Genomic DNA, 23,606 nt, shown 5'->3' on the forward strand with positions numbered 1-23,606 from the left:
CACCGGTAACGTTTAACGCACCGGTTCAAGGCCGGCTAGCCATACGTCAACTGAGTTTTGCCTATCCGTTAGCGGCGGATAAAACGGTACTGCAGCAGCTTGATATGGAGATTAAACCCGGTGAACGTATAGCGCTGGTTGGCCCAAGCGGTGCGGGTAAAACCACACTATTCCAACTGTTGCAGCGTTTTTATCAGCCGACCAGCGGCCAGATCCTGCTCGACGATGTTGATATCAGCAGTGTCGATTTGGCCGAGCTTCGCGCCAGGTTTGCGCTGGTGCCACAGGAGTCGGTGATCTTTGCTACTTCAGTACTGGAGAACGTGCGTTATGGCCGGCCGGAGGCAACAGAGCAGGAAGTGATCGCTGCCTGTATTGCCGCGCGGGCAGACAGTTTTATCCGCGAATTCAGCGATGGCTATGCCACACAACTGGGAGAGCGGGGCGTGCGGCTTTCCGGCGGTCAGAAGCAGCGTATTGCTATCGCCCGGGCTATTCTGGCAGACAGGCCGGTACTACTGCTGGATGAAGCGACCAGTGCGCTGGATGCTATCAGTGAACAGCAGGTGCAGCAGGCGTTGGACAACCTGATGCAGGGCAAAACGACGCTGATTATTGCGCACCGCTTAGCCACGGTAATTAATGCCGATCGCATTTTGCTGCTGGAGCAGGGCCGGTTAATCGCCAGTGGTACGCATCAGCAGTTGCTGCAAACCAGCCCGCTGTATCAGCAGCTGGCACAATTGCAGTTGCTGAGCTAACGGCATGTTTAAATGACTTTAGCGATATACATCAAAAGGGTAAGCGGTAAAATGCCAGCTATACTAAAGCCGTTTTCAACATCTGGTTTGCTAAGGAGAAGGTTATGTCTAAAGTTCAGGCTGTTCCGGCAGGTTATGCTGCAGTATTACCCTATCTGGTGATTAAAAACGCTGCTAAGGCACTGGATTTTTATCAGAATGCGTTTGGCGCTGAATTGATTATGCGGATGGATATGCCATCGGGTGCAGTCATGCATGCCGAGCTGCGCATCGGCGCGGCGGTATTTATGCTCAGCGAGCAGAATGATGACTGGGGCAGTAAAAGCCCGGATATGCTCGGTGACAGCCCGGTAACACTGATGTTGTATGTGCCTGACGTAGATACGTTTGTTGAGCGTGCAACCGTAGCTGGCGCTAAGCTGGTGATGCCGGTCGCTGACCAGTTTTATGGTGATCGCAGCGGTTGTCTGGTTGACCCTTTTGGTCATCGCTGGATGATCTCAACCCATATTGAAGATGTCAGTGAAGAAGAAATGGCAAAGCGTTCTGCAGAACTGTTTGGTGGCTGATAACGGTTGCCATTAAGGTGGATATTTTCGGAGGGAGAATGAGGCTGTTTAGTTATTTTGCGCTGTGTCTGGTGCTGGTCAGCGGTTGCAGCACGGTGCACAAGCCGCCGGTTGAAGCAACTGCGCAGAGCGCACAGTTGTTGCGTCTGGATTACATTAGCAGTATCGACGATGCCGCCAGGCAATATTTTGTCTATTTACCCTCCGGCTATCAGCAAAATACGAATAAGAAATGGCCAATGCTGCTGTTTTTACACGGCAATGGTGAGCGCGGTAACGGCCTGGACGAGCTGGATTATACGCTGATCCATGGCCCGCTATATGAGGCGTGGGTCCAAAAGCGTGACCTGCCTTTTATTATCGTGGTGCCACAACTGCATATGTTTGGTATGGATAAAGTACCTTATATTGCCAACCGCAGCCGCGATGCTATTCCTGCACGGCTGAAGGATGGCGTACCGGCAAGGCCGGCAATGTTTCCATCCGACAAACCGATAGTGCCGGCAGCCATTGCCGGCGATATGTCAGCTGTGCCGCCGCTGTTGCCTGATGGCTGGGAGCGGGCTGAACAGGATCTGCTGACAATCATGAACAAGGTTCAGCAGCAGTTTAATGTCGACGCACAGCGGCGCTATTTAACCGGCATCAGTTATGGTGGTTTTGGCAGCTGGTACTTAGCCAGTAAGCAGCCTGAGCTTTTTGCAGCGGTTGCGCCCATTGTTGGCTGGGGGCATCCGGATTTAATGGCACCTATCGCCCTTGCCCAAACGCCATTGTGGGTGTTTGCCGCCGGGCGCGATCTCGCCATCAATAAAAACTACTTTTATCCTGGCATAGAAAGGCTGCGCCAGCTCGGACATGACAACGTGCGCTTTAGCATGCTGGAGCAAGCCGGGCATGACGCCTGGAAACAGGTGTATGCCGGCTCAGATCTGTACCTTTGGTTATTGCAGCACCAGTTGCAGAGCACTGCTGAAAACCAGTAGGCCCGCCAAGCGCCGGCACAAATTAAAGTGCTATCGCCCGGTTACGGCCTTGTTGTTTCGCCAGATACAAGGCTTTATCGGCGCGGGCGAATACTTCATCGAAGTATTCTTCCTGCCCGGTTGCCAGAGTGGCAACACCAATGCTGGCGCTGGTGACTATGCCTTCCGGCTGCAGTTGATGCAGGCTTTGGCACAGTTGGCAGGCCTGCTCTGTGGCACTTTGCAAATCGTAGCCGGTTAACAGTACGACAAACTCCTCACCCCCAAAGCGTGCGACATAGCGATCTTCGGCAGCGAAAAGTGTCTGCAGCATGACGGCAATGCGCTTTAACACCTTGTCACCAACCTGATGACCGTGTTGATCGTTTATCTGCTTAAAATGATCGATGTCGATAACCAGTACTGACAGTGCCGTTTGCTGGCGGTTTGCGTCGGCAAAGCGTCTTTTCGCCAGCTCGGTTAAGAAGTGACGGTTATACAAGCCGGTAAGATGATCTTTGGTTGCCAGCTCTAACAAGCGCTGACGCTCGCGGGTTAGCTGCTCAATTAAGCGGGTGGAGGAAATCAGGTTATTAATGCGGGCAAACAGCTCTTCATCCAGCACCGGCTTGGAGATGTAATCATTCGCGCCCGATTGCAGCGCCTGGATACGGCGGTTAATACTCTCCAGGCTGGTGACCGCCAGAATAGGCGTTTGCGCAAAGCGGCTGTCGGCGCGCAAATCACGGATAAAATCGATACCGGTTTCATTATCCTGCAGCACGATATCGGTCATGATAAGTTCGTATTTATTGCTGCTCAGCAGTTGCATGGCCTGGGCGATAGAAAATGCATGATCCATCTGCAGCCCAAGCCGTTTTAACTTGGCATCAGTGGCCTTGGCTACCGTCAGGCTGTCTTCAAGGTATAAGGCTTTGCCGCTGATGTTATAGCGAAAGGGCCCCAGCGGGATCAGTGTATGCAGGCTCTATTCCAGCCTGGGCAAATCATCTTTGCGGATAATATCCGTAGCACCGGCAGTGAGTGCTGACGATAACAGTGTTGGCTCGGTTTCTGAAGTAACGATAAAAATCGGTACCTTGGCATTTTGCTGGCGCACCAGCCGGCAAAATTCGATACCGGTAAGATCGGGCAAATACATGGCAACACAAATTATCTGAAAACGCTGCAGTTTCAGCTGCCTGAGCCCGGCAATCGCTGAGTCGACAAAGGTAAGCTGAAAATCGTAACTTTCAAGCATCCGCGACAGGATACGCTGGTAGGTCGGGCTGGGTTCTACAATTAACGCGTCCATTGAATGTCCGTTTTTCAATCAGTTAACGGCCATTCTATAGCAAAAAAAATACAACACAAAGACAACATCCGACGCTGTTGTTAGTGGCAATATTGCGTCAGATCAAAACCCCACTCAGCGCAAACGCTAGAATGAGCGCCTTTTCAGTCTGGGCAAAAGCAATGAGAAAACCTGAGTTACTGTCGCCTGCGGGCAGCTTAAAAGCAATGCGTCTGGCGTTTGCCTACGGTGCTGATGCCGTGTATGCCGGGCAGCCGCGTTACAGCCTGCGCGTACGTAATAACGAGTTCGATTTAGCCACACTGGCCGAGGGCATTAGCGAAGCACACCAGTTGAAGAAAAAGTTTTATGTGGTGGTAAACATTGCGCCACATAACAGCAAGCTGACGAGCTTTGTGTCTGATATGGCAGCGGTGGTGGCGCTTGGGCCCGATGCACTGATCGTGTCAGATCCCGGCGTTATTTATCTGCTGAAACAACATTTTCCCGCTACGGCGCTGCATCTGTCGGTGCAAGCCAATACGGTTAACTGGGCAGCGGTAAGGTTCTGGCAGTCGCAGGGCGTAGAGCGGGTCATCTTATCGCGTGAGTTGTCGGTGGAAGAAATAGGCGACATTCGCCGGGAAGTGCCGGACATGGAACTGGAAGTGTTTGTGCACGGTGCGCTGTGTATGGCGTACTCCGGGCGCTGTTTGTTGTCGGGCTACATTAATAAACGTGATCCTAATCAGGGCGCCTGCACCAACAGCTGTCGCTGGCCGTATCAGGTGCATGCGGCGCGCGAGGATGAGGTCGGGCAGTTTAACCCTGTCAGCACGCCCGCATTGCTGGAGGAACAGGGCCGCCCGGGCGAGCTGATGGCCATAGACGAGGATGTGCACGGTACTTATATTCTGAATTCGAAAGACTTGCGCGCCATTGAACATGTACCGGCGTTGACAGCTATGGGCGTGCATTCGCTGAAAATAGAAGGCCGGACTAAATCACCATACTATGTTGCCCGCACTGCCCAGGTGTACCGGCAAGCGATAGATGATGCGGCCGCAGGCAAGGCGTTTAACTCACAACTGCTTGGCGAGCTGGAGGGCATGGCCAACCGCGGCTTTACCGAAGGTTTTCTGCGCCGGCATAAACCACAGGATTTACAAAATTACGACACCAGCCATAGTGTGGGAGAGCAGTTGCTGGTAGGCGAGTTTATAGCTGAACAGGACGCAGATGGTTTTGCTTTGCTGGAAGTGAAAAACCAGTTTGCCGTCGGGGATGAGCTTATGCTGATGACCCCACAGGGCAACCGTGCTTTTGTACTGCAGGCGCTGCGGGATAAACAGGATAATGACATAGTGCTGGCGCCGGGTGCTTGTTATCAGCTAAAGGTTAAATTGGCCGGACAGCATGATTTACGCTTTGCCATGCTGGTAAAGCAGCTGCCACATAACGTTAAGGCTGCGTCGCAGCCTTTAGCTGTGCCGGCAGGTTAGCCATGCCGGCGCTGATTGAAGCCAGTTGTATTAACTGCGATATGTGTGTGCCGGAGTGCCCGAATGATGCTATCAGCCGTGGCGATAAACACTATGAAGTGGACCCGGCACGCTGTACAGAATGCATCGGCTTTTACGACAAACCGACCTGTATTGCAGTATGTCCGATAGATTGTATCGAGTTAATTGCATGATAAATTTGGGCTTTTTTTAAGCTTAGTCATGCTCAATTCAGCCGGCAGCCGTATCCTGTGTTACGCTTAATGCAGTGTAACTATTGCCGGAGACCCTATGGAAGCCAATCATGTAGAAGTACGCCATCTTACCCGTCAGGATATGACCGAACTACGTAAAGCCTCTGAACAGGTGTATCAGGATGCACCTTTACTGAGCTGGACAGAGCCTGTCGTTGATACCTTGTTGACGAAATTTCCTGATGGCCAGCTGTGTGTCTGCGTCGATGGTAAAGTGGTTGGCTGTGCGTTTTCGCTGATTATTGATTACCGTAAATTCAGTGATGAACACACTTACGAGCAGATAGTCACCGGTTTTTCGTTTGAAAACCACGATCATAATGGCGATGTACTGTACGGCATAGAGGTGTTTATTCACCCTGATTACCGCGGTTTGCGTCTGGCCCGGCGGTTGTATGATGCCCGCAAAGAGCTGTGCGAAAACCTGAACTTACGCGCCATCATGGCAGGTGGCCGGATGCCTAACTATAACCAGTATGCTGACAAGCTAAGTGCAAAGCAGTATATCGAAAAAGTAAAAGGCAAAGAGATCCATGATCCGGTGCTGAGCTTTCAGCTGGCGAATGGTTTTCATGTCCGGCGCTTACTTAAAGGCTATTTGCGTGGCGATGTGTAGTCGCAGGAATATGCAACATTGCTGGAATGGGCCAATATTTACTACACCAAATCAGTCAAACTGATCAACGCGCCTAAAGCCGAAGTGCGGCTGGGGTTGGTGCAGTGGCAAATGCGCAATATGGCCAATATTGAACAGCTGTTTGAGCAGATGGAGTTTTTTGTAGATGCGGTATCCGATTACAAAAGTGACTTTATTCTGTTTCCGGAGCTGTTTGCCGCGCCGCTGATGGAACACTACAACCACCTTAGTGTAACCGAAAGCATCCGCCAACTGGCAAAGTACACCGAAACCATCCGCGATAAATTTATCGAGTTTGCTATTGCGTATAACATCAACATTATTAGCGGCAGCATGCCGTATCTGGTAAAAGGCAAGTTGTATAACAGCGGCTTTTTATGCCGCCGTGACGGCACCTGGGAGCAGTACGACAAAGTGCATGTTACGCCGGCAGAGAGACGCAATTGGGCCATGAGCGGCGGTAACCGTGTTGAAGTGTTTGATACCGATTGCGGCAAAATCGGCATTATGATTTGCTACGACGTCGAGTTTCCGGAGTACGCCCGGTTATTATCTGAGCAGGGTATGAATATTCTGTTTGTGCCGTTTTTAACCGATACCCAAAATGGTTATACCCGGGTGCGTCACTGTGCAATGGCGCGGGCGATTGAAAACGAATGTTATGTCGCCATTGCCGGCGCGGTGGGAAATTTAGCCCGGGTGAATAATATGGATATTCAGTATGCGCAATCGGCGCTGTTTACGCCATCTGACTTTTCTTTTCCCACCACCGGCATAAAGGCTGAAGCAACACCTAATTCTGAAATGCTGCTGATAGTCGATGTTGACCTGGACTTACTGAAAGAGCTGCACAGTCATGGCAGCGTGAATACGCTGAAAGATCGCCGCCATGATGTCTATCAGTTGTCGTTGGTAAAACCGAATGTGAAATAACGCCGCTACTGCTGCAACAGGCTTAAAAAGGTGTCCCAGCTGTGCGCGTCGGCCTGGCGGTTGTATTCAAATGGCATGCCGAATTTTTTGCCATTTTCTGTTGCCTGTTTGTCGGTAAAGCTGTGTTTGGCGTCCGGATAGTTCAGCAGATCAAAGCGGGCGCCGGCATTGGCCATTTCCAGCGTAAAGTCACTGACTTGCTGTGCCGGCACAAAGGGGTCTGAACCGCCGGTAGCCACCAGAATGTGAGCTTTAACCTGGCCTTTTTCCGCTGGCGCCTGCGTACCCAGCATGCCATGAAAACTGGCGACCCCGGCCAGATCGGCGCCTTTGCGGGCCTGATTAAGTACCACAGCACCGCCGAAGCAGTAACCAATAGCATATAGCCTGGCAGGGTCAACCGATGGCAACTTCGCCAGTGCGGTTTTGGCTGCATCAAAGCGGGCCTGCATTTTTTCTGAGTCGGCCAGTGCCTGCTGCATAAAAGCTTTGGCATTATCCGGATGTTCAGCCACTTTGCCATGGCCATACATATCAACCGCTACGGCGCTGTAGCCAAGCTCAGCCAGTAGTCTGGCGCGGCTGCGGGCATAATCATTAAAGCCCCACCACTCGTGCACTACAATAACGCCGGGTCCGGCACTTTTGGTGTCGCTATTGCTGTATATCACCATCTGGCCCAGTCCGTCTGGCATACTCAGTGTTTGCTCTGTTACGGCGCTGTGGCCGGCAAAGCTGATAAACAGCAGTAAGGTTGCTGCAAGATAGTTTTTCATGGCATGTCTCCACAGATTGGCTGTTGTCAGGATGTAGTACGCGGCCAAAGCTACGTTAGCTGAGTATCAGCATAGTGGTAAAATACGCTAACAGCCTCATTCTTAAGAGGCATATTCGTCATTTGATATTCTGCGCTGACAGCTGAATTGATAAGAGAAGAGCAACCAATGATTAAACCGATTACCGCGGAGCAGGCCATGCGTTATAGCCGCCAGCTGATGCTGCCGCAACTTGATTTTCGCGGCCAGGAGTCGCTGCTTGGTAGCAAAGTATTGTTAATTGGCATGGGCGGCTTAGGTTGCGCCGCAGCGCCTTATCTGGTGGCAAGTGGCGTGGGCAGTATTACGCTGGCAGATGATGACAGTATCGATAGCAGCAATTTGCAGCGGCAAATTCTGTATCGGGAGCATGACGTTGGCCTTAACAAAGTGGAACAAGCGGCAGCGAGCTTACGTCAGCTAAATAGCGAGATTTCGGTTAGTGCTCTGTCCCGGCGGTTGAGCGACAGCGATTTAGCAGCATTGGTGCCTGAGTTTTCCCTGGTACTGGATTGCACAGACAACTTAACCAGCCGCAATGCAATCAACGCGGCCTGCGTTCAAGCACGTGTGCCGCTGGTGTCAGGCGCGGCTATACGGTTTGAAGGCCAGGTAGCCAGTTTCAGTATGCAGGGTGATGATGCCTGTTATCACTGTTTAAGCCAGCTGTTTGGCGAGCAGCAGTTAAGCTGTATGGAAGCCGGCATTTTGAGCCCGCTGGTCGGTATTGTTGGTAGCATGCAGGCGCTTGAAGCGGTGAAAATTCTGGCCGGTGTCGGCACGCCGTTATACGGTAAGCTACAACTGTTTGATGCGTTAACCTGCCAGTGGCGCCAGTTAAGCCTGAACAAAGACCCGTTGTGCAGTGTATGCGCAACCCCGGCACCAAAAACCGAATAATCACAGGAGATACCATGACAGCACATCAGGCACAGATGGAGGGGTTTGCTAAGTACAACGCCGAATTTAACCACCGGTTGTATGGACTTGTTGCCGGGCTGACTGACACAGAGCGTAAAAAAGATATGGCAGCCTTCTTTGGCTCGATACACGCTACGCTTAACCATATTCTGCTGGCGGATAGGATCTGGCTGGGCCGTTTTGCCACTGCATTTCCCGCTATGCAGTCGTTACAACAGGCAGAACTGGTGCATAAGTTTGGTTCATTACGAGACGAGCTCTACGCTGACTTCGCTGAGCTTAACGCGCAAAGGGCGATTACAGATCAGCTGATTATCCGCTGGGCGGCGGAGCTGACCGCTGAGCAGTTGGCCAGTAGCATGAAGTACCGTAACTCCCAGGGCGTGCTGCGCGAGCATCCCACCTGGGTTGCGGTCGCGCACATGTTTAATCATCAAACCCACCACCGTGGGCAGATCACCACCTTGCTAAATCAGCTGGGCCACGATGCCGGCGTGACCGACTTTGTTGCTTATATTACTTAGCCAGCCTGAGTTGTGATGAGCGCTTGCGGCAGATCAAAGTTACTGCCGCTTAGCCGCTTTATACTGGCGTCGCCGCTACCGGCAGCTGTTATAACAGAGGCGAGAATGCACAGTATTAAATGGGATCCTGAGTTAATCAGTAAGTACAACATTAACGGCCCAAGGTACACCTCTTACCCAACTGCGCTGTCGCTATCAGAAGATTTTGATTTATCTGTTATTCCCGGTGCCATCCGCCGCAGCCAGGACGAGTTGAGTCTGTACCTGCATATCCCGTTTTGCCATCAGCTGTGTTATTACTGCGGCTGCAATAAAGTCGTTACCCGCCATCAGCATAAAGCCGACATTTATCTGGACGCTTTAGTGCAGGAAATGCAGCTGTATGCGCCGCTGCTCGATACCAAACGTATTAAACAGCTGCACTTAGGTGGTGGCACCCCCACATTTCTGACGGAAGTGCAGCTAAGCCGGTTGATGGCCATGCTGCACAAATACTTTACGCTTAACGCCGATGCCGAAATCAGCATTGAAATAGACCCGCGCAGTTGCAGTGACGACAAGCTGAAACATCTGCGTAGCCTGGGGTTTAACCGGGTGAGTTTTGGTGTACAGGATCTGGATGAAAAAGTGCAGATTGCGATTAACCGTGTGCAGGACACTGAGCTTATCCGCCATCAGGTGGCGCTTAGCCGCGAGCTGGGGTTTAGCTCGGTTAACCTGGATCTGGTATATGGTCTGCCGTTTCAGCAACCGGCCAGCTTTGCCCAGACGGTAGAAGAGATTATCCGCTTAAACCCTGACCGCATTTCACTGTTTAGCTATGCCCACTTGCCTGAGCGTTTCGCGGCGCAGCGAAAAATTGCCGACAGTACCTTACCGGATGCGCCGGCGAAACTGGCGCTGATGCAGCTGGCAGTTAGCCGTTTTGTTGCGGCCGGTTATCAGTTTATTGGTATGGATCATTTTGCTAAACCCGATGATGCGCTGGCTAAAGCGCAGCAAGCAGGCAAGCTTCAGCGTAATTTTCAGGGCTACACCACATCAGGGCAGGATGCGCTGGTTGGCCTTGGCGTATCATCTATCAGCCAGGTGAATGGCGTACTGTGGCAAAATAGCAAAGAACTCACCGACTACTATGCGTCAGTAGGTGCCAGTGAGTTACCGGCGCGACGCGGTTTTAGTTTAAGCGCCGATGATAAATTACGTGCCGCACTGATAAGCCAGTTAATTTGTCATTTCGAGCTGGATATTACCGTGTTTAGCCGCAACTGGCAGTTACCACATTTTTGGCATTATTTTAGCGATGCGCTTGAGCGGCTGCAGCCCTTTATGGAAGATGGCCTGGTTGAAATATATGCAGAGCGTATAAAAGTTACATCTACCGGCAGGCTTTGGGTGCGCAGTATCTGCGCATGCTTTGATGCTTATTTAAATACCGGCCAGCAACGCTATTCAAAAGTGGTATAAAAAACGACCAGCAAGACGCTGGCCGGTGTCAATTAACTCACCGGCCAGTTTTACAAGCTTTGCTACTGGTTCAATTAACCAACAAACTTAGATAATTCTTGCTGGCGTTGTTGCTCAGGCATGTCTGTCAGCTTGCGGATTAGTGAATCGCTTGGCCGGATCAACGAGCCCTGTAAAGCTTCTTTTAAAAATTTACGCACGTTCTGCCGGGCTTCAATACGGCTTTGGTCATTCTTGCTCAGCAGCACTTCGCACTCTTTTGATGTGGGTTCAAATCCCAATTTACGGCTATAGGCCACAAGGTAGCTTTCAGCGGAGTTGGAAGCTGCCAGCTGGCAGTATTCAGTATTTGAATAAGTATAAGTATTGTTACTTGCATGAACATTTAAGCTTGCTGCGGCCAGAGCCGCCGTTAATGCGATTGATAGCAGTTTCATTTGTAACCTCTGTAGAGCGATGTTGATATACGCTCATGGTATAAAATGCAGGTTACAGTCCTGTGTAAGATACACGAGATAAAATAAAGCGTAATAGATAAATAAAACTAATGCAGTGAAAGCGCAGCAAGTTAAATCAGCTGCCACTTTTATAGATATGACTTGGTTTTTGCCGTAACTGACTTTCGGGTTGTATTGTCAGCAATTCGCTTTACCGAAATGATATAGCCTTCGCCTTGATACCCCAACTAAAGTGCTGAAAAAAATAACAACAGCAGGGTAGTTGTACCTGCAAAAAACTAAGTACACCCCGGGGAGGATAAGACATGTTAAAGCTTAATACTATAACTATGGCCATCGTGATGGCTTGTGCATTACCGCTTGGCGCGCAGGAAACTGAGCAGACAGCGGATGATACAGCGAACCAAGCATCAGCAAAAAATAACACCGCAATCGAAGTGATTTCGGTAACCGCAACCAAGCGTAAAACCAAATTAATGGAAACACCCGTAGCAATATCAGCGCTCAGTGAAGCGCAGCTTAGGCAAAGCGGGGTTAATAACGTAAAAGACATCGCCGACTTAGTACCTGGGCTGGATATTTCAACCGCAACTGATCAGGCAGCGCCGGTTATTTCAATGCGTGGCGTGCGCTCTACTAACATTACGGAGCTGGGCGATCCGGCGGTAGGTGTGCATTTAGACGGTATTTACTCGCCGCGTATGCAGGGCGCACTGGCACTGATGTACGATGTAGAGCGGGTTGAAGCGCTACGCGGGCCACAGGGTACGCTATTTGGCCGCAACTCAACGGTGGGCAGTATCAATGTTATTTCAGCTAAGCCCGATTTTACCGGTGTTTCTGGCAATATTAATGCTGAAGCAGGCCGGTTTAACAGCAAAAACCTCGGCGGTTTTATTAACATTCCGCTAAATGATGAATTTGCTGTTCGTATTGCGGCTAAAGGCTTAAAGCGCGACTCTTACCTGGAAGGTTACTGGGACCCAAACCAGTATGACACCCGTCGTTTGAGCGACGAGGTACTCAATGCTCCGGTTATTTCAGAAGACTCCTATCAGGGCGTTGGTTCAACCGTCACGCAGCGGGAAAACTGGTGGATAGATGGCGCTGGTACTAACCCTGAAGCACAGCGCGTTCGCGCACTGACACCGGCCGACAAAAGCGATTTTTATAACAACGCTAACGAACACTCATTTCGCATCAGTACCTTATGGCAGCCAGCGCACGGACAGTTCAGCAACCATACTGTTTTTCAGCAATATGTGAACGACAGCGCCGGTACGCTGGATTTAGTTAACTGCGATCAGTTGCGTGGCCGGCCGGCCGAATTTGGCGGCGATTGTTCATCGTTTTTACCCAGCGATAATACCTATCAGGCGGTGGTTAACGTACCGGGTGAACTGAACCTTGATATTACTTACCTGCGCAATACGCTGAACTACACGCTCAGCGATGAGATGAGCCTGGTATGGCTGCTGGGTTATGAGAAAATGGAAAGGTCCTCCGCCCAGGACAGTGAAACCGGCTTAGACCCTTGGGATGGCGCTATCTATTTCCTCAAAGGTACCGGCGCGAAATCTTACTCGACCGAGCTGCAGTTACAGTCTGACGAGTTTGGCGATCTGGTGTGGATTGCCGGTATTAATTATTTCCACGAAAAGACCACAACCGTAGGCTACTACGATAACCCGATGGATGACAAAGCATTCTGGGATCAGCCGGATCGTTCAACCGAAGCTTATGCGTTATTTGGCCAGGCCACATACAACCTTAGCGAAGATTTACACGCAACCTTCGGCTACCGTTTCAGCCATGAAACCAAGCAGGATAAAGGCGGCCGCACTTACCGCTGCTCTAACGCCGACGGCTGTGCGCCGGGCTGGTTAAACCGGACTGTACTTAATGAGTTACCGGTGGATTATTTTAATGACCCGGCACTTTATGCCTCGTACTTTGAAAACGATAATAAAGGCCAGTGGCGTAACCACGATTTCAGAATCGGCCTGGATTACAACCTGAGCGCTGATACCATGCTGTACAGCTATCTGGCGTCGGGTTTTAAAGCCGGTGGCATAGGCGATGTGTTTGAAGTGGTAAACGACAGAACAGGCGAAGTCAGCCGCTTTGAAACCCAGTTTGACCCGGAAAAAGTGCTGACGCTGGAGCTTGGCGCCAAATCGAGTTTCTTCAATAACTCGCTAAACCTGCAAGCGGCGTTTTTCTATACTGACTACACCGATATGCAGTATGCCTCTGTTGGTTCTATCGGCAATGTGGAGCGCTTATCACCGGTAGAAGATGAAAACGGCACGCCGATCCTGGATGATAACGGCATGCCGATCCTGGATTATCAGAACCAGCCGGTGATTGCCTACTACACGCAAAACGTGCCGGGCGCCACCATTAAAGGCATCGAGTTTGAGTTTGACTGGAAACCGTATCAGAACGGCCGTATCACCGGTTATGCCACCTGGACCCATGCCCGTGTTACCGAGGATTGGATCACCAAGTGGGATTACGACCCGGAATACCTGTTTGGCCTGTCGTATGAAGACTCGATAGACCCGGAAAACACGTTGCTGACCACGAACCTGAAAGGCAATGACCTGGCAATGACGCCGCGCTTTACTGCCAATGTCAGCTATACCCATAGCTTTGACTTAGGTCGGTTCGGCTTTGTGCACGGCTGGTTTAACCTGAGCTGGAAAGATAAGTCTTACACCACCATCTGGAATCTGGATAAACATCTGGACGACATGGACTTTACCGTCAGCGATGAAGCCGCGCTGTACATTACCGATAAACGCGATGCCTACACCATGGTAAATGCGTCATTAAAATATGAACCGCAAAGCCAGGCCTGGTACGCCGAAGTATTTATCAACAACGCCACTGACGAAGTGGTGCAGTACTGGAACAACACCGGCAAAGGTATTAATAAAGGTAGTTTTGGTATGCCACGTTACTACGGTATCCGCGCTGGCTTTAATTTCTAACGCCAGCTCTTCAATACTGCGCCCGGGCAGCAGCTTTGTGCTCCGGGCGCTTTATCCCGCAACAGACAGGACATCATGATGAAAAACACTATCAACCTCATCTGTGCTGCTTTTTGTTTTGTTAGCACTACCACGGCCCACGCCGGCTACTTTAAAGATGACTTTAGCTGGGGCTTTAACAGCGGTATCTGGTCTGCCAGAACCGGCAGTAATGGTTCACCCTTTGGCTGCGCCTTTGCGCCGGGTATGGTTTCGCCAAGCTCGCACGGTATTACGCTGGCGCTAAGCCAGGGCAGCTGTGCAGAGCTGCAAAGCCAGGCAAGTTATGGTTATGGCAAAGTGCAGGGCGCGCTGAAAACCGGCAATACGCCGGGTACTGTAGCGTCAATCTTTACCTACACCTCCTGGTGGGATGCGCCCGGCCGGGCCTGGCAGGAAATCGATATTGAGTTTTTGCCGTCGCTTGGCAATGTGGTACATACCAATGTGATTTATCAGCCTCAGGGCGGCACTTATCAAAGCTGGGAGCTCGACATCGACCTTGCTCAATATGGCCTTAACATTCAGCAGAACCTTTTAACTATTGGTTTTGACTGGAGTGCAAGCCAGATCCGCTGGTATGTGTATGATGCCAGTGGCAATGAGCAAACCCTGCGCACGGTTTACAAAGATAATGGCGATGGTTATCTGGCAAACGATGAAATCCCGGCTTATGCCTGGCCGGTCGACAATACCAGAATCATGCTTAACCACTGGCATGGCGACAATTCTCAAAACGGCTTTTACTTTCCGGGCCAGTACTTTGGCGACACGGCCTGGGCTTATTACGATTTTATTGAATACATTCCCCATTAAATACAAATGTCTGCAGCAATGCCGTAGCGGCATAGCTTTACTGCAGGCGTATAGGATTTCACTATGTCTTTTGTTTCTCATTCTGCGCTGACTAAAAGCTTATGTGTTTGTTCAGCCCTGTTTGTTGGCAGTATTAACGCTGACGCGGAAAAAGTCAGTTGGCCAAAAGTTAACACCACACTGCAAACTGATAACGCGATAGAACGGCAGCTTGATACACTGCTGGCTTCGATGACTATTGAGCAAAAAGTGGTGCAGCTGATCCAGCCTGAGATTGGTTATCTTAGCGTGGCGCAAATGCGTAAATATGGTTTTGGTTCATATCTGAATGGTGGTAACACTGCACCTTATGGCCAAAAGCAGGCCGATGCCAAAACCTGGCTTAAGTATGCTGATGAAATGTATGCGGCCTCTGTCGATAGCAGCGAAGATGGCAGCAGTATTCCAACTATCTGGGGTACCGATGCGATGCACGGTCACAGCAATGTGTATGGCGCCACCTTGTTTCCACATAATATTGGCCTTGGCGCAGCGCGCGATGCTGATTTAATCCACCGCATAGGCCAGGCGACGGCGAAAGAAGTGGCGGCAACCGGCATTGAATGGATGTTTGCACCGACTGTTGCCGTAGTAAGAGATGATCGCTGGGGCCGCACGTACGAGAGCTTTTCTGAAGATCCGGACGTTGTTGCTGCTTACGCCGGCCCTATGGTAACCGGCGTTCAGGGTGAGATTGGCGACACGTTTCTAACGGATTATCGACGTATCGCTACCGCTAAACACTTTGTTGGCGACGGTGGCACTGAAAATGGCATCGACCGCGGGGATACGGTGGCTACTGAGCAAGTGCTGCGTGATATTCATGCGGCGGGCTATTACACCGCTATTGCTGCCGGCGTGCAGTCAGTGATGGCATCCTTTAACAGCTGGAACGGTAAACGCGTGCATGGCGATCGTTATCTGTTAACGGACGTGCTTAAACAACAAATGGGCTTTGACGGCTTTGTCATTAGCGACTGGAATGCGCATAAGTTTGTTGATGGCTGCGATTTAGAGCAATGCGCGGCCGCTTTTAACGCCGGTGTGGATGTGATGATGGTGCCGGAGCACTTTGAAGCCTTTTACCACAATACCCTGCAGCAGGTAAAAGACGGTGTTATTTCTGCTGCACGGCTCGATGATGCGGTAAGGCGGTTTTTACGCGCCAAAATACGCTGGGGCGTGTTTGGCCGGGGCAAACCTTCCGGCCGGCCGGAATCGGCTAATCCGCAATGGTTTAATGCGCCTGAACACCGTGAGTTGGCCAGAGAGGCAGTTAGAAAAACGCTGGTGTTGCTGAAAAACAATAATAATATTTTGCCGCTGTCACCAAAAAGCAAAGTGCTTATCGCCGGTGACGGCGCAGATAATATTGCCAAGCAAGCCGGTGGCTGGAGTGTATCCTGGCAGGGTACCGATAACACTAATGCCGACTTTCCCAATGCCACGTCAATTTATGCCGGTTTACGTCAACAGATTGAATCCGCCGGCGGTCGTGTTGAGCTGCGCGAAGACGGGCAATACACAAACAAACCGGATGTCGCCATTGTGATTATTGGCGAGGAGCCTTATGCAGAATGGTTTGGTGATATTCAGCAACTGGAATACCAGCATGGCAACAAGCGCGATTTGGCGCTGCTTAACCGCCTGAAACAGCAGAATATTCCGGTAGTGACAGTGTTTTTAAGCGGCCGGCCACTGTGGGTTAATAAAGAGCTGAATGCGTCTGATGCCTTTGTTGCCGCCTGGCTACCGGGTTCTGAAGGGCAGGGCATTGCCGATGTATTGCTGACAGACAAAGACGGTGTCATTCAGCATGATTTTCGCGGCAAACTAAGCTTCTCCTGGCCCAAATTTGATGATCAATACCTGCTAAATGTCGGCCAGGCGCAGTATGATCCTTTGTTTGCTTATGGCTATGGCCTGACTTATGCTGACCAGACTGAACTTGCGCCATTATCTGAAGCAACGCGGGCGCAGCCAGTGCAAAATGCCGCTGAACAGATACCATTATTTGTCAGAAATCTTGCTGATGGTATGATGTGGGCCCTGTCAGACAGTACTAAGTTGCTGGACAGGTTTAATACGCCATCTGCTGTCAGCGCCGATGGCAAAAGTGTCACCATGCAGTCTGTCAATTTGGCGTATCAGGAAGATGGCAGAAAATTTGTCTGGCAAAATACAGCTGAAGCAGCCTCAGCCAGTTTGGCCTATGCCGACGCACAAGTGCTAACAGAGGCAATCAGCAGCAAGTTTTTGCAAATGAATATCCGGCTTGACCAGATTGCAACGGCTGATGTGAAAATTGCTGTGATGTGTCAGCAAGCACTTTGTTTACGCACTGAATCGCTGCAGCCTTTGCTGCAGAACATGACACCGGGCAAATGGCATACTGTAGCCTTAGCGCTGCATTGCGATGATGCGCGAAGTAAACCGCAGTCAGCAGAGGAGGCGGTACGGCTTAGTACCGACCAGCAGTTCAGCCTCGCCGTAGCAGATATCGCCTTAGTTAACACAGTAACGCCATCTGCTTTGTTGCTGGGGTGTGGGCAGTAAAAGTGAGCTTTATGCCCGGCAATCAAACACGCCGGGCACGTGGCTCAATGTTAAGGTTACTAATTGATAAAGATCGAATCAAAAAGCCAGTTGTTTTGGTTGTGCCAATACTGCGGCTGGCTGGCCTATGCGCTACTTACCGAGCTGATGATAAAAATGCCGGGGCAGGAACCCTGGGTTATACATCTGCCGCATCTGGTACTTGACACCTGTTGCGGCTTTTTTATTACCTTGTGGCTCAGAAAACTTTATACAGGCTTCAGGCTAAAAGCTGCCGGTGTCAGCATCAGCATGCATATTATAAGCTTGCTGGCGGCCTCACTGCTGTGGACGCAGTTTAAATGGCACAGCTTGCAGTGGTTTTATGGCACCTTGTGGCAACCCATGACCTGGTTTGATTTTGGTACCTGGACATCTGCCTCACTGACGATGCTGGCAACCTGGACCGCCGGTTACTATGGCATAAAAATCTATCTTGATAATGCAGAGCAGCGCCACCAGGCGGCAGAGGCGCTGCATCTGGCGAAAGAATCGCAGCTGAAGATGCTGCGCTATCAGTTAAACCCGCATTTTATGTTTAACAGTATCAATGCTATCTGTACCCTGATTCTGAAACAGCACAATGCCAATGCGGTGGCAATGCTGGAAAAGTTGTGCGATTTCCTGCGTTACAGTTTATATACCGACCCTTTAGCGAAAATAACGGTGCAGGATGAAATTGCCATACTGCAAACCTATGTCGATATAGAACAGTGCCGGTTTCAAAGTGAGCTCAACGTACAAATAAGTGCAGACCCATCCTGCTATGCTGTGCTTATGCCATCGTTGTTGCTGCAACCTCTGGTCGAGAACGCGTTAAAACATGGCCTGGGTCAAAAAAACAGTATTGTTATTTCAGTGACCGTCAAGCAGGTTGCCGATCAGCTACATATCAGTGTCAGTGATACCGGCACCGGTTTTAATCCGTCAGCACCAACATCTTTTGGTATTGGCATTAAAAATTGTCAGGACAGGCTGCAGCTAATTTATCCGGGTTCCGGTTACTTAACACTTGGCAATTGTGAAAAAGGTGGGGCCAGAGTGAGTATCTGTATCCCGCTGGAATGGGCTGAAAACAGGCGATGAAACTACTGAAAACGCTGCTGGTTGATGATGAATACAGTGCTATTGAAGGGCTGGCTATCAGGCTTGGCGCTTTTTCACAGATTGAGGTAGTCGGTTATGCGCGCAATGTTGCCGATGCGCTGCAACTTATCAGCAAAACTGAGCCGGATTTAATATTCCTTGATATAGAAATGCCGGGTCAATCAGGCTTTGAATTAATAAAGCAGCTGCAACCGGAAGCCTGCCCGGCCATTATCTTCGTTACTGCGTTTCATCAATACGCGGTTAAAGCGTTTGAGGTACGGGCACTGGACTATTTGCTTAAACCGGTGAAAAAAGAGCGTTTGGCCGAGGCGATAACCAGAGTTGTCGCCAATATCGGTATTGAGACAAGCAAGCAGCATCTGCTGGAAGTTGCCGATATTGTCCAAAAAGGTGACGCTACAGGTGCGGTTGACACTGTGCCAGCGTATAGGATTGAGCAGGAAAAACTGGTAATACAGGACGGACATCATCCTGCGCAACTGATCCCCTATCGGGAAATACTATGGATAGATGCCGCCGGCGATTATATGTGTGTTCACACCAATGCAGAAACATTTGTCATGCGGGCCAGAATGAAAAGCCTGATCAACGATGTACTGCCTGACGGCTTTTTACGTATTCATAAATCAACCATTGTAAACCTGCAGTATGTGGTAAAACTCGAACCCTTAATGAATTCAGAATACAACCTCGTGTTAACCAATCAGAAATCGTTAAAAGTCAGCCGTACTTACAGCAGGCAGCTAAAGCTCAGTTTATCAGGCGACAAAACCGGGTAACCTGATTGCATGTCCTGCCTTTTTCAACCCTAACGTCAATCTGAACTCATGGAGTGTTTTTAACAGACGCTCCTGGTACGCCCAAGCGGATAAGTCGGGAAAAGTCGTGTTTATCATTGGTATCGCTGTTTTGAGCGCGGACATTGATATAACCCAGTTGCTGTAATTGTAGATAGCTGTACTCAGGCACCAGTGCACCCAAATCATAAGCATACTCGGCAAAGTGGCCCGATAATATCAGCCGGTAATCCAGCGGGATCTCAGGCGCTATCTGGCGGGCTAAATCAAACACTATCGTTGTGCAGTTGCTGGTTAAGCTATTGTAGAAATCAGGTTCGGTGCGCAGCGTCTCAGCAGCCTCCAAGTAGCCGAGAAACAGCGTGCGCAGTTGCTCAGGGCTCATGCTCAAACGATACAGGTAAACGTCTTCATGACGTGCATTGCTGCGGGTGCGAATAATGTCACGCTCATCTGCGGCGATGATCACCTGCTCGAACTGGCGAAAAAAGCCGCCGATAGCGGAGAACGACTCATGACGTTCTTTACGTATCTCCATAGAGAAAGCAAGTTGCTGGCCATCGTCAAAGCCGAATGAAACCAGCGTATGCGCAATGTGCGGCCCCATCCAGTATGAAAGGATCAGGTCGGCAGAAACCAGGTGGTTCAGGTTGTAATGGCGTGTTTCCCAGCGTGATGTGTAGTCAGTTTCACTGCGCCAGTCGAAGTTGCGTACATTGTGTAGCCTAACCTGATCGCCCTGTATTTCGGATTGCAGCAAATAAGCAACATCATCGGCCCAATCCCGGTCATGCGAAGGGGAAATGTTGTACCACCAAACCAATAACAGCGTGGCCGACAGCATATAAGCGCCAAGTAATCTGCGGCGGTAGCGCGCTTGATAACGCCACAAAAGCGTGAAAGCAGAAATCGCACCCAGCAGTCCCCAAGCGCCCAGCACTATCAAACCAAGAGCGCTAAACTGGCGGGGTAGCTGAAACCACAATGCCAGGCAACCCCATGCCGTTGCTACGAGCACTGCCAAACCAACTACTACTTGTCCCCATCGCATACACTGTCTCCATTCACCGCGTTGTACTTAGCTTATCTTCTGCGCTTGTTTCCGGCTATCTGCAATTGATATACCTATGTATAGGTTTGGGCTTAGTCGGGTACTCAACTCAGATAATCGTGCAACAACTTAGGACAATCATGCTACTGCTATCCGGCCTCTCTGAGCCACATTATATGGCCTGAGCAATCTATAGTGGCTAACAGGAGACGTTGATATGACAACATCAGGTTATGTTTGGAAGACTTTGGTACTTATTGGGATGCTGCTCCACTGCGGGGTTGCGCTGGCGTCGTCTGACACCTCAATTACGCAGCGGAATAAGCAATTTATTGCGCAGGCTTTTCAGCAGTGGGCTGATGGTGGCGGCACATTTTTTCAGGATGTACTGTCGCCCGACGTGATTTGGACCATCAAGGGAACAGGCCCTACAGCGGGCATTTACCGGGGGCGTGATGCATTTATAAAACAGGCTGTAGCGCCATTTGCGGCCCGGTTATCTACATTCGTGAAGCCAACAGTTAATAACATATGGGCAGACGGTAACGATGTGGTTGTTTATTGGAATGGCGCCGGGGTGGCCAAAGACGGGAAACCTTATAACAATAGCTTTGTGTGGATATTTAAAATGGAGAACCAGCGTGCAACTGAGGTTATCGCGTTTCTCGACCTGAGTCAGTATGAGGATGTTATTAACCGGATACAGCTTACTGCAAAGCCGGGAACCTAAACAAAGATGTGGGCAAACAAAAACGCCGCTCAATGAGCGGCGTTTTTGTTTGAATTTATTGGTGCGTCCTAGTGGACTCGAACCACCGACCCCCACCATGTCAAGGGGGTTACAACAGTTATCAAAAGTATCACTAAGTGCCGATAAACTACGTAGAACGCTTTATTTACTTAATGTTAGCGCATCCAAAGGAGTCTGCAAGTTTGATATTTGGCGTTTTAAAAATTGATTAGTCAAAAAAATAGCCACAAAAAAGCCACAAAATCAAAATTTCCATTTTGACCATCACCTCGCTTATTAATTTACGTATAATGCGCAATATTCATATATATCAATATATTGCGCACTACATGGCATGGGGCTACTTTATGATTGTTGCGCACAATATAAAAGTTTTATAATTTTACGATCTAGTTAACCTAGTTAAGGAAGTGCTCTTTCCGGCTAAAAATGTTTGATGTTGTGGAGCAGGTCGAATTATCAGCCTTTAGTAATAATGTTAAATAGCGTCTACAAGACCCAACAAAAGACAAGGTTTGAAGTCCTGTAGACCGCTGCAAGTTTATGAGGTGATGTTATTGGCAACTGCCACAGCACATTTGGCGGTCATCGTCTTTCGCTATCGCTTTTGGCTGTACAAACAATATTTCATTCTCCAATAGTATGTGCTGCATTAGGTCTTCTTTTAGCTCCTTTAACCCAAGGTACAACGCTGTCCATGTATTGCAGGCATCTGCTGGTAGCGTGATATTGTTGGTAAGCTTGTCCAGTACTTCAAGCGCATCACCATGTTGCAGGTGCTCTTCTTCCATCACGCTGATTGGCCCCGATGGATAAATGCCGCCGGCTAACATCGGAAACAGGATCTGCTCCTCTTTCATCATGTGACTTTCCAGTTCCTGGTACATGTCATCAAGATGATCAGTAAGCCCTGTTGGACATTGTGGGTCGCCGGCGTGAACATGTTCTACTCTACGTGCTAGGCGAATTAACTCGGGTAGCTGGCGGCGATGACGTTCATGGAAGCGCTCCAGTATATAGGCAATCAGCTCTTTGACCGGTTTGGCACGCCAATCGGTAAAACTATTATCCTGCTGTTGCAGATGCTGAAGCTCGCTAAGCACAGCGGCTGGGTCAAGCTGCTTTTTGGCCAAAGCGTCGGCAAGGCTTTGTTTACCGCCGCAGCAGAAATCCAGTTTATATTGATGGAATATTGCCGTGGCGCCGGCAATGCTGGTTGCCAATTGTCCAAGCGATTGCTCTAGTAAAGGTAAGACGGCTACCGAATTCATAAAACACTCCTGACTTAATAGTTTCTGTTAGCACACCCGTGATGTGCTTAATCACGTAATCTCCAGCAACAAAGAGCAAGAGCCAGGCCAAAACTACCACCTTTGATTTATATAGCTTTATTCTGCTGTATGGTACATTTCACCCGGCCTGCGAAGGGTAAAAAGCACCTGGGAGTAAAAAGTACCATGCTACAAGAAAGCTTAATTGCTGATTTAGTTACCGAACTGCCTGCAGCTGTGCGATTGCAGCGTTTGGTCAGTACGCTACGCAGCCATTTCAGCTGCGGTGCAGTTGGTTTACTGCGACTCGAGCACGATGTATTAAAGCCGGTCGCACTGCATGGGCTTGTTCGTGATGCACAGGGGCGACGTTTTGTTGTAGCGCAGCACCCTAGGCTTGCGGCAATTTTGGCTAGCAGAAACCCGGTTCGCTTTGAGCCTGAATCTGAATTACCTGATCCCTACGATGGCTTGCTTGCCGAGCAACCCGGAACCGCTCTGCCGGTGCATGATTGTATGGGTATAGCTCTGTATGTCGAGGGGCGATGCTGGGGAGTACTAACATTGGATGCACTGGAAGCTGGCAGTTTTTCACCTGCAGCAGTGTATGAACTGCAACGTTACAGTTTGCTGGTTGAAGCGGCAGTGCGCATGACAGAGTTAGAGCAGGCAAACCGCGCGCTAAGGTTGAACCACCAGACCGATGAGCAATCATTTGAGCCGCGGGTGAAGCAAGGGTATGAATTAATCGGGCAAAGCCCTGCAATTACGCGAATCTTGCAAGAGCTTAGTGTAGTGGCCACCTCTGATTTGCCGGTTTTGCTGCTTGGAGAAACGGGTGTTGGGAAAGAGCTTTTTGCACGGCATTTGCATCGTAATTCAAATCGGGCGAAACAAGCCATGATATATATCAATTGTGCAGCGTTGCCGGAAAGCCTGGCGGAAAGTGAATTGTTTGGGCATTGCAAAGGGGCTTTCTCAGGAGCGCATTCTGAACGGGCGGGACGATTTGAGGCCGCGGATAACGGCACTTTATTTCTC

General features: G+C 50.0%; 21 protein-coding genes, 1 tRNA gene and 1 pseudogene. 16 read left to right on the top strand and 7 right to left on the bottom strand.

Going from position 1 to position 23,606, the window contains the following annotated elements; translation table 11 throughout:
- The 3 genes from VIN66_RS11165 to VIN66_RS11175 all read left to right on the top strand — a co-directional run.
- Nucleotides 1-761, top strand: a 761-nt coding sequence (locus VIN66_RS11165; RefSeq protein ID WP_331924069.1) for an ABC transporter ATP-binding protein, incomplete at its 5' end; no start/stop codon positions are given.
- 104 nt (nt 762-865) lie between these two features.
- Entirely contained in the window at nt 866-1,330 is a 465-nt protein-coding gene (locus VIN66_RS11170) for a VOC family protein (protein WP_134055874.1), read from the top strand.
- A gap of 38 nt (nt 1,331-1,368) precedes the next feature.
- Nucleotides 1,369-2,316 (top strand): alpha/beta hydrolase-fold protein, encoded by a 948-nt coding sequence (locus VIN66_RS11175; protein ID WP_331924070.1) that lies wholly within the window; start codon nt 1,369-1,371, stop codon nt 2,314-2,316.
- A 22-nt stretch (nt 2,317-2,338) separates the two neighbouring features.
- Here VIN66_RS11175 and VIN66_RS11180 read toward each other — a convergent pair whose 3' ends face one another.
- Together VIN66_RS11180 and VIN66_RS11185 are read right to left on the bottom strand one after the other, a co-directional pair.
- On the bottom strand, nt 2,339-3,280 hold the full coding sequence (locus VIN66_RS11180; RefSeq protein ID WP_331924086.1) for a diguanylate cyclase: 942 nt from the start codon (nt 3,278-3,280) through the stop codon (nt 2,339-2,341).
- A gap of 3 nt (nt 3,281-3,283) precedes the next feature.
- Nucleotides 3,284-3,610 (bottom strand): response regulator, encoded by a 327-nt coding sequence (locus VIN66_RS11185; RefSeq protein ID WP_331924071.1) that lies wholly within the window; start codon nt 3,608-3,610, stop codon nt 3,284-3,286.
- Between the two features lie 161 nt (nt 3,611-3,771).
- Between VIN66_RS11185 and yegQ the strand changes: the two genes are divergently transcribed.
- The 3 genes and pseudogenes from yegQ to VIN66_RS11200 all read left to right on the top strand — a co-directional run bounded on the left by yegQ (nt 3,772) and on the right by VIN66_RS11200 (nt 6,915).
- Entirely contained in the window at nt 3,772-5,091 is a 1,320-nt protein-coding gene (gene yegQ / locus VIN66_RS11190; protein WP_331924072.1) for a tRNA 5-hydroxyuridine modification protein YegQ, read from the top strand.
- A gap of 2 nt (nt 5,092-5,093) precedes the next feature.
- On the top strand, nt 5,094-5,285 hold the full coding sequence (locus VIN66_RS11195; protein ID WP_226766772.1) for a YfhL family 4Fe-4S dicluster ferredoxin: 192 nt from the start codon (nt 5,094-5,096) through the stop codon (nt 5,283-5,285).
- A gap of 97 nt (nt 5,286-5,382) precedes the next feature.
- Nucleotides 5,383-6,915: pseudogene (locus VIN66_RS11200) on the top strand (GNAT family N-acetyltransferase).
- A 5-nt stretch (nt 6,916-6,920) separates the two neighbouring features.
- Here the strand turns inward: VIN66_RS11200 and VIN66_RS11205 are convergent.
- A complete protein-coding gene (locus VIN66_RS11205; protein WP_331924073.1) occupies nt 6,921-7,691 on the bottom strand; it encodes a dienelactone hydrolase family protein in 771 nt (256 codons plus the stop codon).
- A 168-nt stretch (nt 7,692-7,859) separates the two neighbouring features.
- On the opposite strand from VIN66_RS11205, the gene moeB reads away from it, so the two are divergent.
- The 3 genes from moeB to hemN all read left to right on the top strand — a co-directional run bounded on the left by moeB (nt 7,860) and on the right by hemN (nt 10,642).
- Nucleotides 7,860-8,630, top strand: coding sequence for a molybdopterin-synthase adenylyltransferase MoeB (gene moeB, locus VIN66_RS11210; RefSeq protein WP_331924074.1), 771 nt, complete (start codon nt 7,860-7,862; stop codon nt 8,628-8,630).
- Nucleotides 8,631-8,644: 14 nt separating this feature from the next.
- On the top strand, nt 8,645-9,175 hold the full coding sequence (locus tag VIN66_RS11215) for a DinB family protein (protein ID WP_331924075.1): 531 nt from the start codon (nt 8,645-8,647) through the stop codon (nt 9,173-9,175).
- A gap of 105 nt (nt 9,176-9,280) precedes the next feature.
- Complete coding sequence (gene hemN, locus VIN66_RS11220; protein ID WP_331924076.1) at nt 9,281-10,642, top strand: oxygen-independent coproporphyrinogen III oxidase; 1,362 nt, start codon at nt 9,281-9,283, stop codon at nt 10,640-10,642.
- A gap of 74 nt (nt 10,643-10,716) precedes the next feature.
- Here hemN and VIN66_RS11225 read toward each other — a convergent pair whose 3' ends face one another.
- Nucleotides 10,717-11,079, bottom strand: a complete 363-nt coding sequence (locus VIN66_RS11225) for a hypothetical protein (RefSeq protein WP_331924077.1) — start codon at nt 11,077-11,079, stop codon at nt 10,717-10,719.
- A 326-nt stretch (nt 11,080-11,405) separates the two neighbouring features.
- On the opposite strand from VIN66_RS11225, the gene VIN66_RS11230 reads away from it, so the two are divergent.
- The 5 genes from VIN66_RS11230 (at nt 11,406) to VIN66_RS11250 (ending at nt 19,474) form a co-directional block, all read left to right on the top strand.
- On the top strand, nt 11,406-14,096 hold the full coding sequence (locus VIN66_RS11230) for a TonB-dependent receptor (protein ID WP_331924078.1): 2,691 nt from the start codon (nt 11,406-11,408) through the stop codon (nt 14,094-14,096).
- Between the two features lie 75 nt (nt 14,097-14,171).
- Nucleotides 14,172-14,951, top strand: coding sequence for a family 16 glycosylhydrolase (locus VIN66_RS11235; RefSeq protein ID WP_331924079.1), 780 nt, complete (start codon nt 14,172-14,174; stop codon nt 14,949-14,951).
- A 63-nt stretch (nt 14,952-15,014) separates the two neighbouring features.
- Entirely contained in the window at nt 15,015-17,546 is a 2,532-nt protein-coding gene (locus tag VIN66_RS11240) for a glycoside hydrolase family 3 protein (protein WP_331924080.1), read from the top strand.
- Between the two features lie 63 nt (nt 17,547-17,609).
- Complete coding sequence (locus VIN66_RS11245) at nt 17,610-18,671, top strand: sensor histidine kinase (protein ID WP_331924081.1); 1,062 nt, start codon at nt 17,610-17,612, stop codon at nt 18,669-18,671.
- On the top strand, nt 18,668-19,474 hold the full coding sequence (locus tag VIN66_RS11250; protein ID WP_331924082.1) for a LytTR family DNA-binding domain-containing protein: 807 nt from the start codon (nt 18,668-18,670) through the stop codon (nt 19,472-19,474). The genes VIN66_RS11245 and VIN66_RS11250 overlap by 4 nt, the downstream gene beginning before the upstream one ends.
- 46 nt (nt 19,475-19,520) lie before the next feature.
- Here VIN66_RS11250 and VIN66_RS11255 read toward each other — a convergent pair whose 3' ends face one another.
- Nucleotides 19,521-20,543, bottom strand: a complete 1,023-nt coding sequence (locus VIN66_RS11255) for a DUF4105 domain-containing protein (protein WP_331924083.1) — start codon at nt 20,541-20,543, stop codon at nt 19,521-19,523.
- A gap of 217 nt (nt 20,544-20,760) precedes the next feature.
- On the opposite strand from VIN66_RS11255, the gene VIN66_RS11260 reads away from it, so the two are divergent.
- A complete protein-coding gene (locus VIN66_RS11260; protein WP_331924084.1) occupies nt 20,761-21,273 on the top strand; it encodes a nuclear transport factor 2 family protein in 513 nt (170 codons plus the stop codon).
- 59 nt (nt 21,274-21,332) lie between these two features.
- Here the strand turns inward: VIN66_RS11260 and VIN66_RS11265 are convergent.
- Nucleotides 21,333-21,434: transfer RNA gene (locus VIN66_RS11265), tRNA-Cys, on the bottom strand.
- Between the two features lie 414 nt (nt 21,435-21,848).
- Nucleotides 21,849-22,565, bottom strand: coding sequence for an iron-sulfur cluster repair protein YtfE (gene ytfE / locus VIN66_RS11270; RefSeq protein ID WP_226765951.1), 717 nt, complete (start codon nt 22,563-22,565; stop codon nt 21,849-21,851).
- A 186-nt stretch (nt 22,566-22,751) separates the two neighbouring features.
- Between ytfE and VIN66_RS11275 the strand changes: the two genes are divergently transcribed.
- A partial coding sequence (locus tag VIN66_RS11275) for a sigma 54-interacting transcriptional regulator (RefSeq protein WP_331924085.1) occupies nt 22,752-23,606 on the top strand: 855 nt, incomplete at its 3' end.

The sequence above is a fragment of the Rheinheimera sp. genome (assembly GCF_036568245.1).
Lineage (GTDB): Bacteria > Pseudomonadota > Gammaproteobacteria > Enterobacterales > Alteromonadaceae > Alishewanella.

Excerpts from the sequence above, each read along its gene's own strand:
- VIN66_RS11260 (WP_331924084.1), top strand. The coding sequence starts at position 20,761 with ATGACAACATCAGGTTATGTTTGGAAGACTTTGGTACTTATTGGGATG.
- VIN66_RS11235 (WP_331924079.1), top strand. The coding sequence starts at position 14,172 with ATGATGAAAAACACTATCAACCTCATCTGTGCTGCTTTTTGTTTTGTT.
- VIN66_RS11175 (WP_331924070.1), top strand. The coding sequence starts at position 1,369 with ATGAGGCTGTTTAGTTATTTTGCGCTGTGTCTGGTGCTGGTCAGCGGT.
- ytfE (WP_226765951.1), bottom strand. The coding sequence starts at position 22,565 with ATGAATTCGGTAGCCGTCTTACCTTTACTAGAGCAATCGCTTGGACAA.
- moeB (WP_331924074.1), top strand. The coding sequence starts at position 7,860 with ATGATTAAACCGATTACCGCGGAGCAGGCCATGCGTTATAGCCGCCAG.
- VIN66_RS11205 (WP_331924073.1), bottom strand. The coding sequence starts at position 7,691 with ATGAAAAACTATCTTGCAGCAACCTTACTGCTGTTTATCAGCTTTGCC.
- VIN66_RS11225 (WP_331924077.1), bottom strand. The coding sequence starts at position 11,079 with ATGAAACTGCTATCAATCGCATTAACGGCGGCTCTGGCCGCAGCAAGC.
- VIN66_RS11240 (WP_331924080.1), top strand. The coding sequence starts at position 15,015 with ATGTCTTTTGTTTCTCATTCTGCGCTGACTAAAAGCTTATGTGTTTGT.
- VIN66_RS11170 (WP_134055874.1), top strand. The coding sequence starts at position 866 with ATGTCTAAAGTTCAGGCTGTTCCGGCAGGTTATGCTGCAGTATTACCC.
- VIN66_RS11230 (WP_331924078.1), top strand. The coding sequence starts at position 11,406 with ATGTTAAAGCTTAATACTATAACTATGGCCATCGTGATGGCTTGTGCA.
- VIN66_RS11185 (WP_331924071.1), bottom strand. The coding sequence starts at position 3,610 with ATGGACGCGTTAATTGTAGAACCCAGCCCGACCTACCAGCGTATCCTG.
- VIN66_RS11215 (WP_331924075.1), top strand. The coding sequence starts at position 8,645 with ATGACAGCACATCAGGCACAGATGGAGGGGTTTGCTAAGTACAACGCC.
- VIN66_RS11250 (WP_331924082.1), top strand. The coding sequence starts at position 18,668 with ATGAAACTACTGAAAACGCTGCTGGTTGATGATGAATACAGTGCTATT.
- VIN66_RS11255 (WP_331924083.1), bottom strand. The coding sequence starts at position 20,543 with ATGCGATGGGGACAAGTAGTAGTTGGTTTGGCAGTGCTCGTAGCAACG.
- yegQ (WP_331924072.1), top strand. The coding sequence starts at position 3,772 with ATGAGAAAACCTGAGTTACTGTCGCCTGCGGGCAGCTTAAAAGCAATG.
- VIN66_RS11195 (WP_226766772.1), top strand. The coding sequence starts at position 5,094 with ATGCCGGCGCTGATTGAAGCCAGTTGTATTAACTGCGATATGTGTGTG.
- hemN (WP_331924076.1), top strand. The coding sequence starts at position 9,281 with ATGCACAGTATTAAATGGGATCCTGAGTTAATCAGTAAGTACAACATT.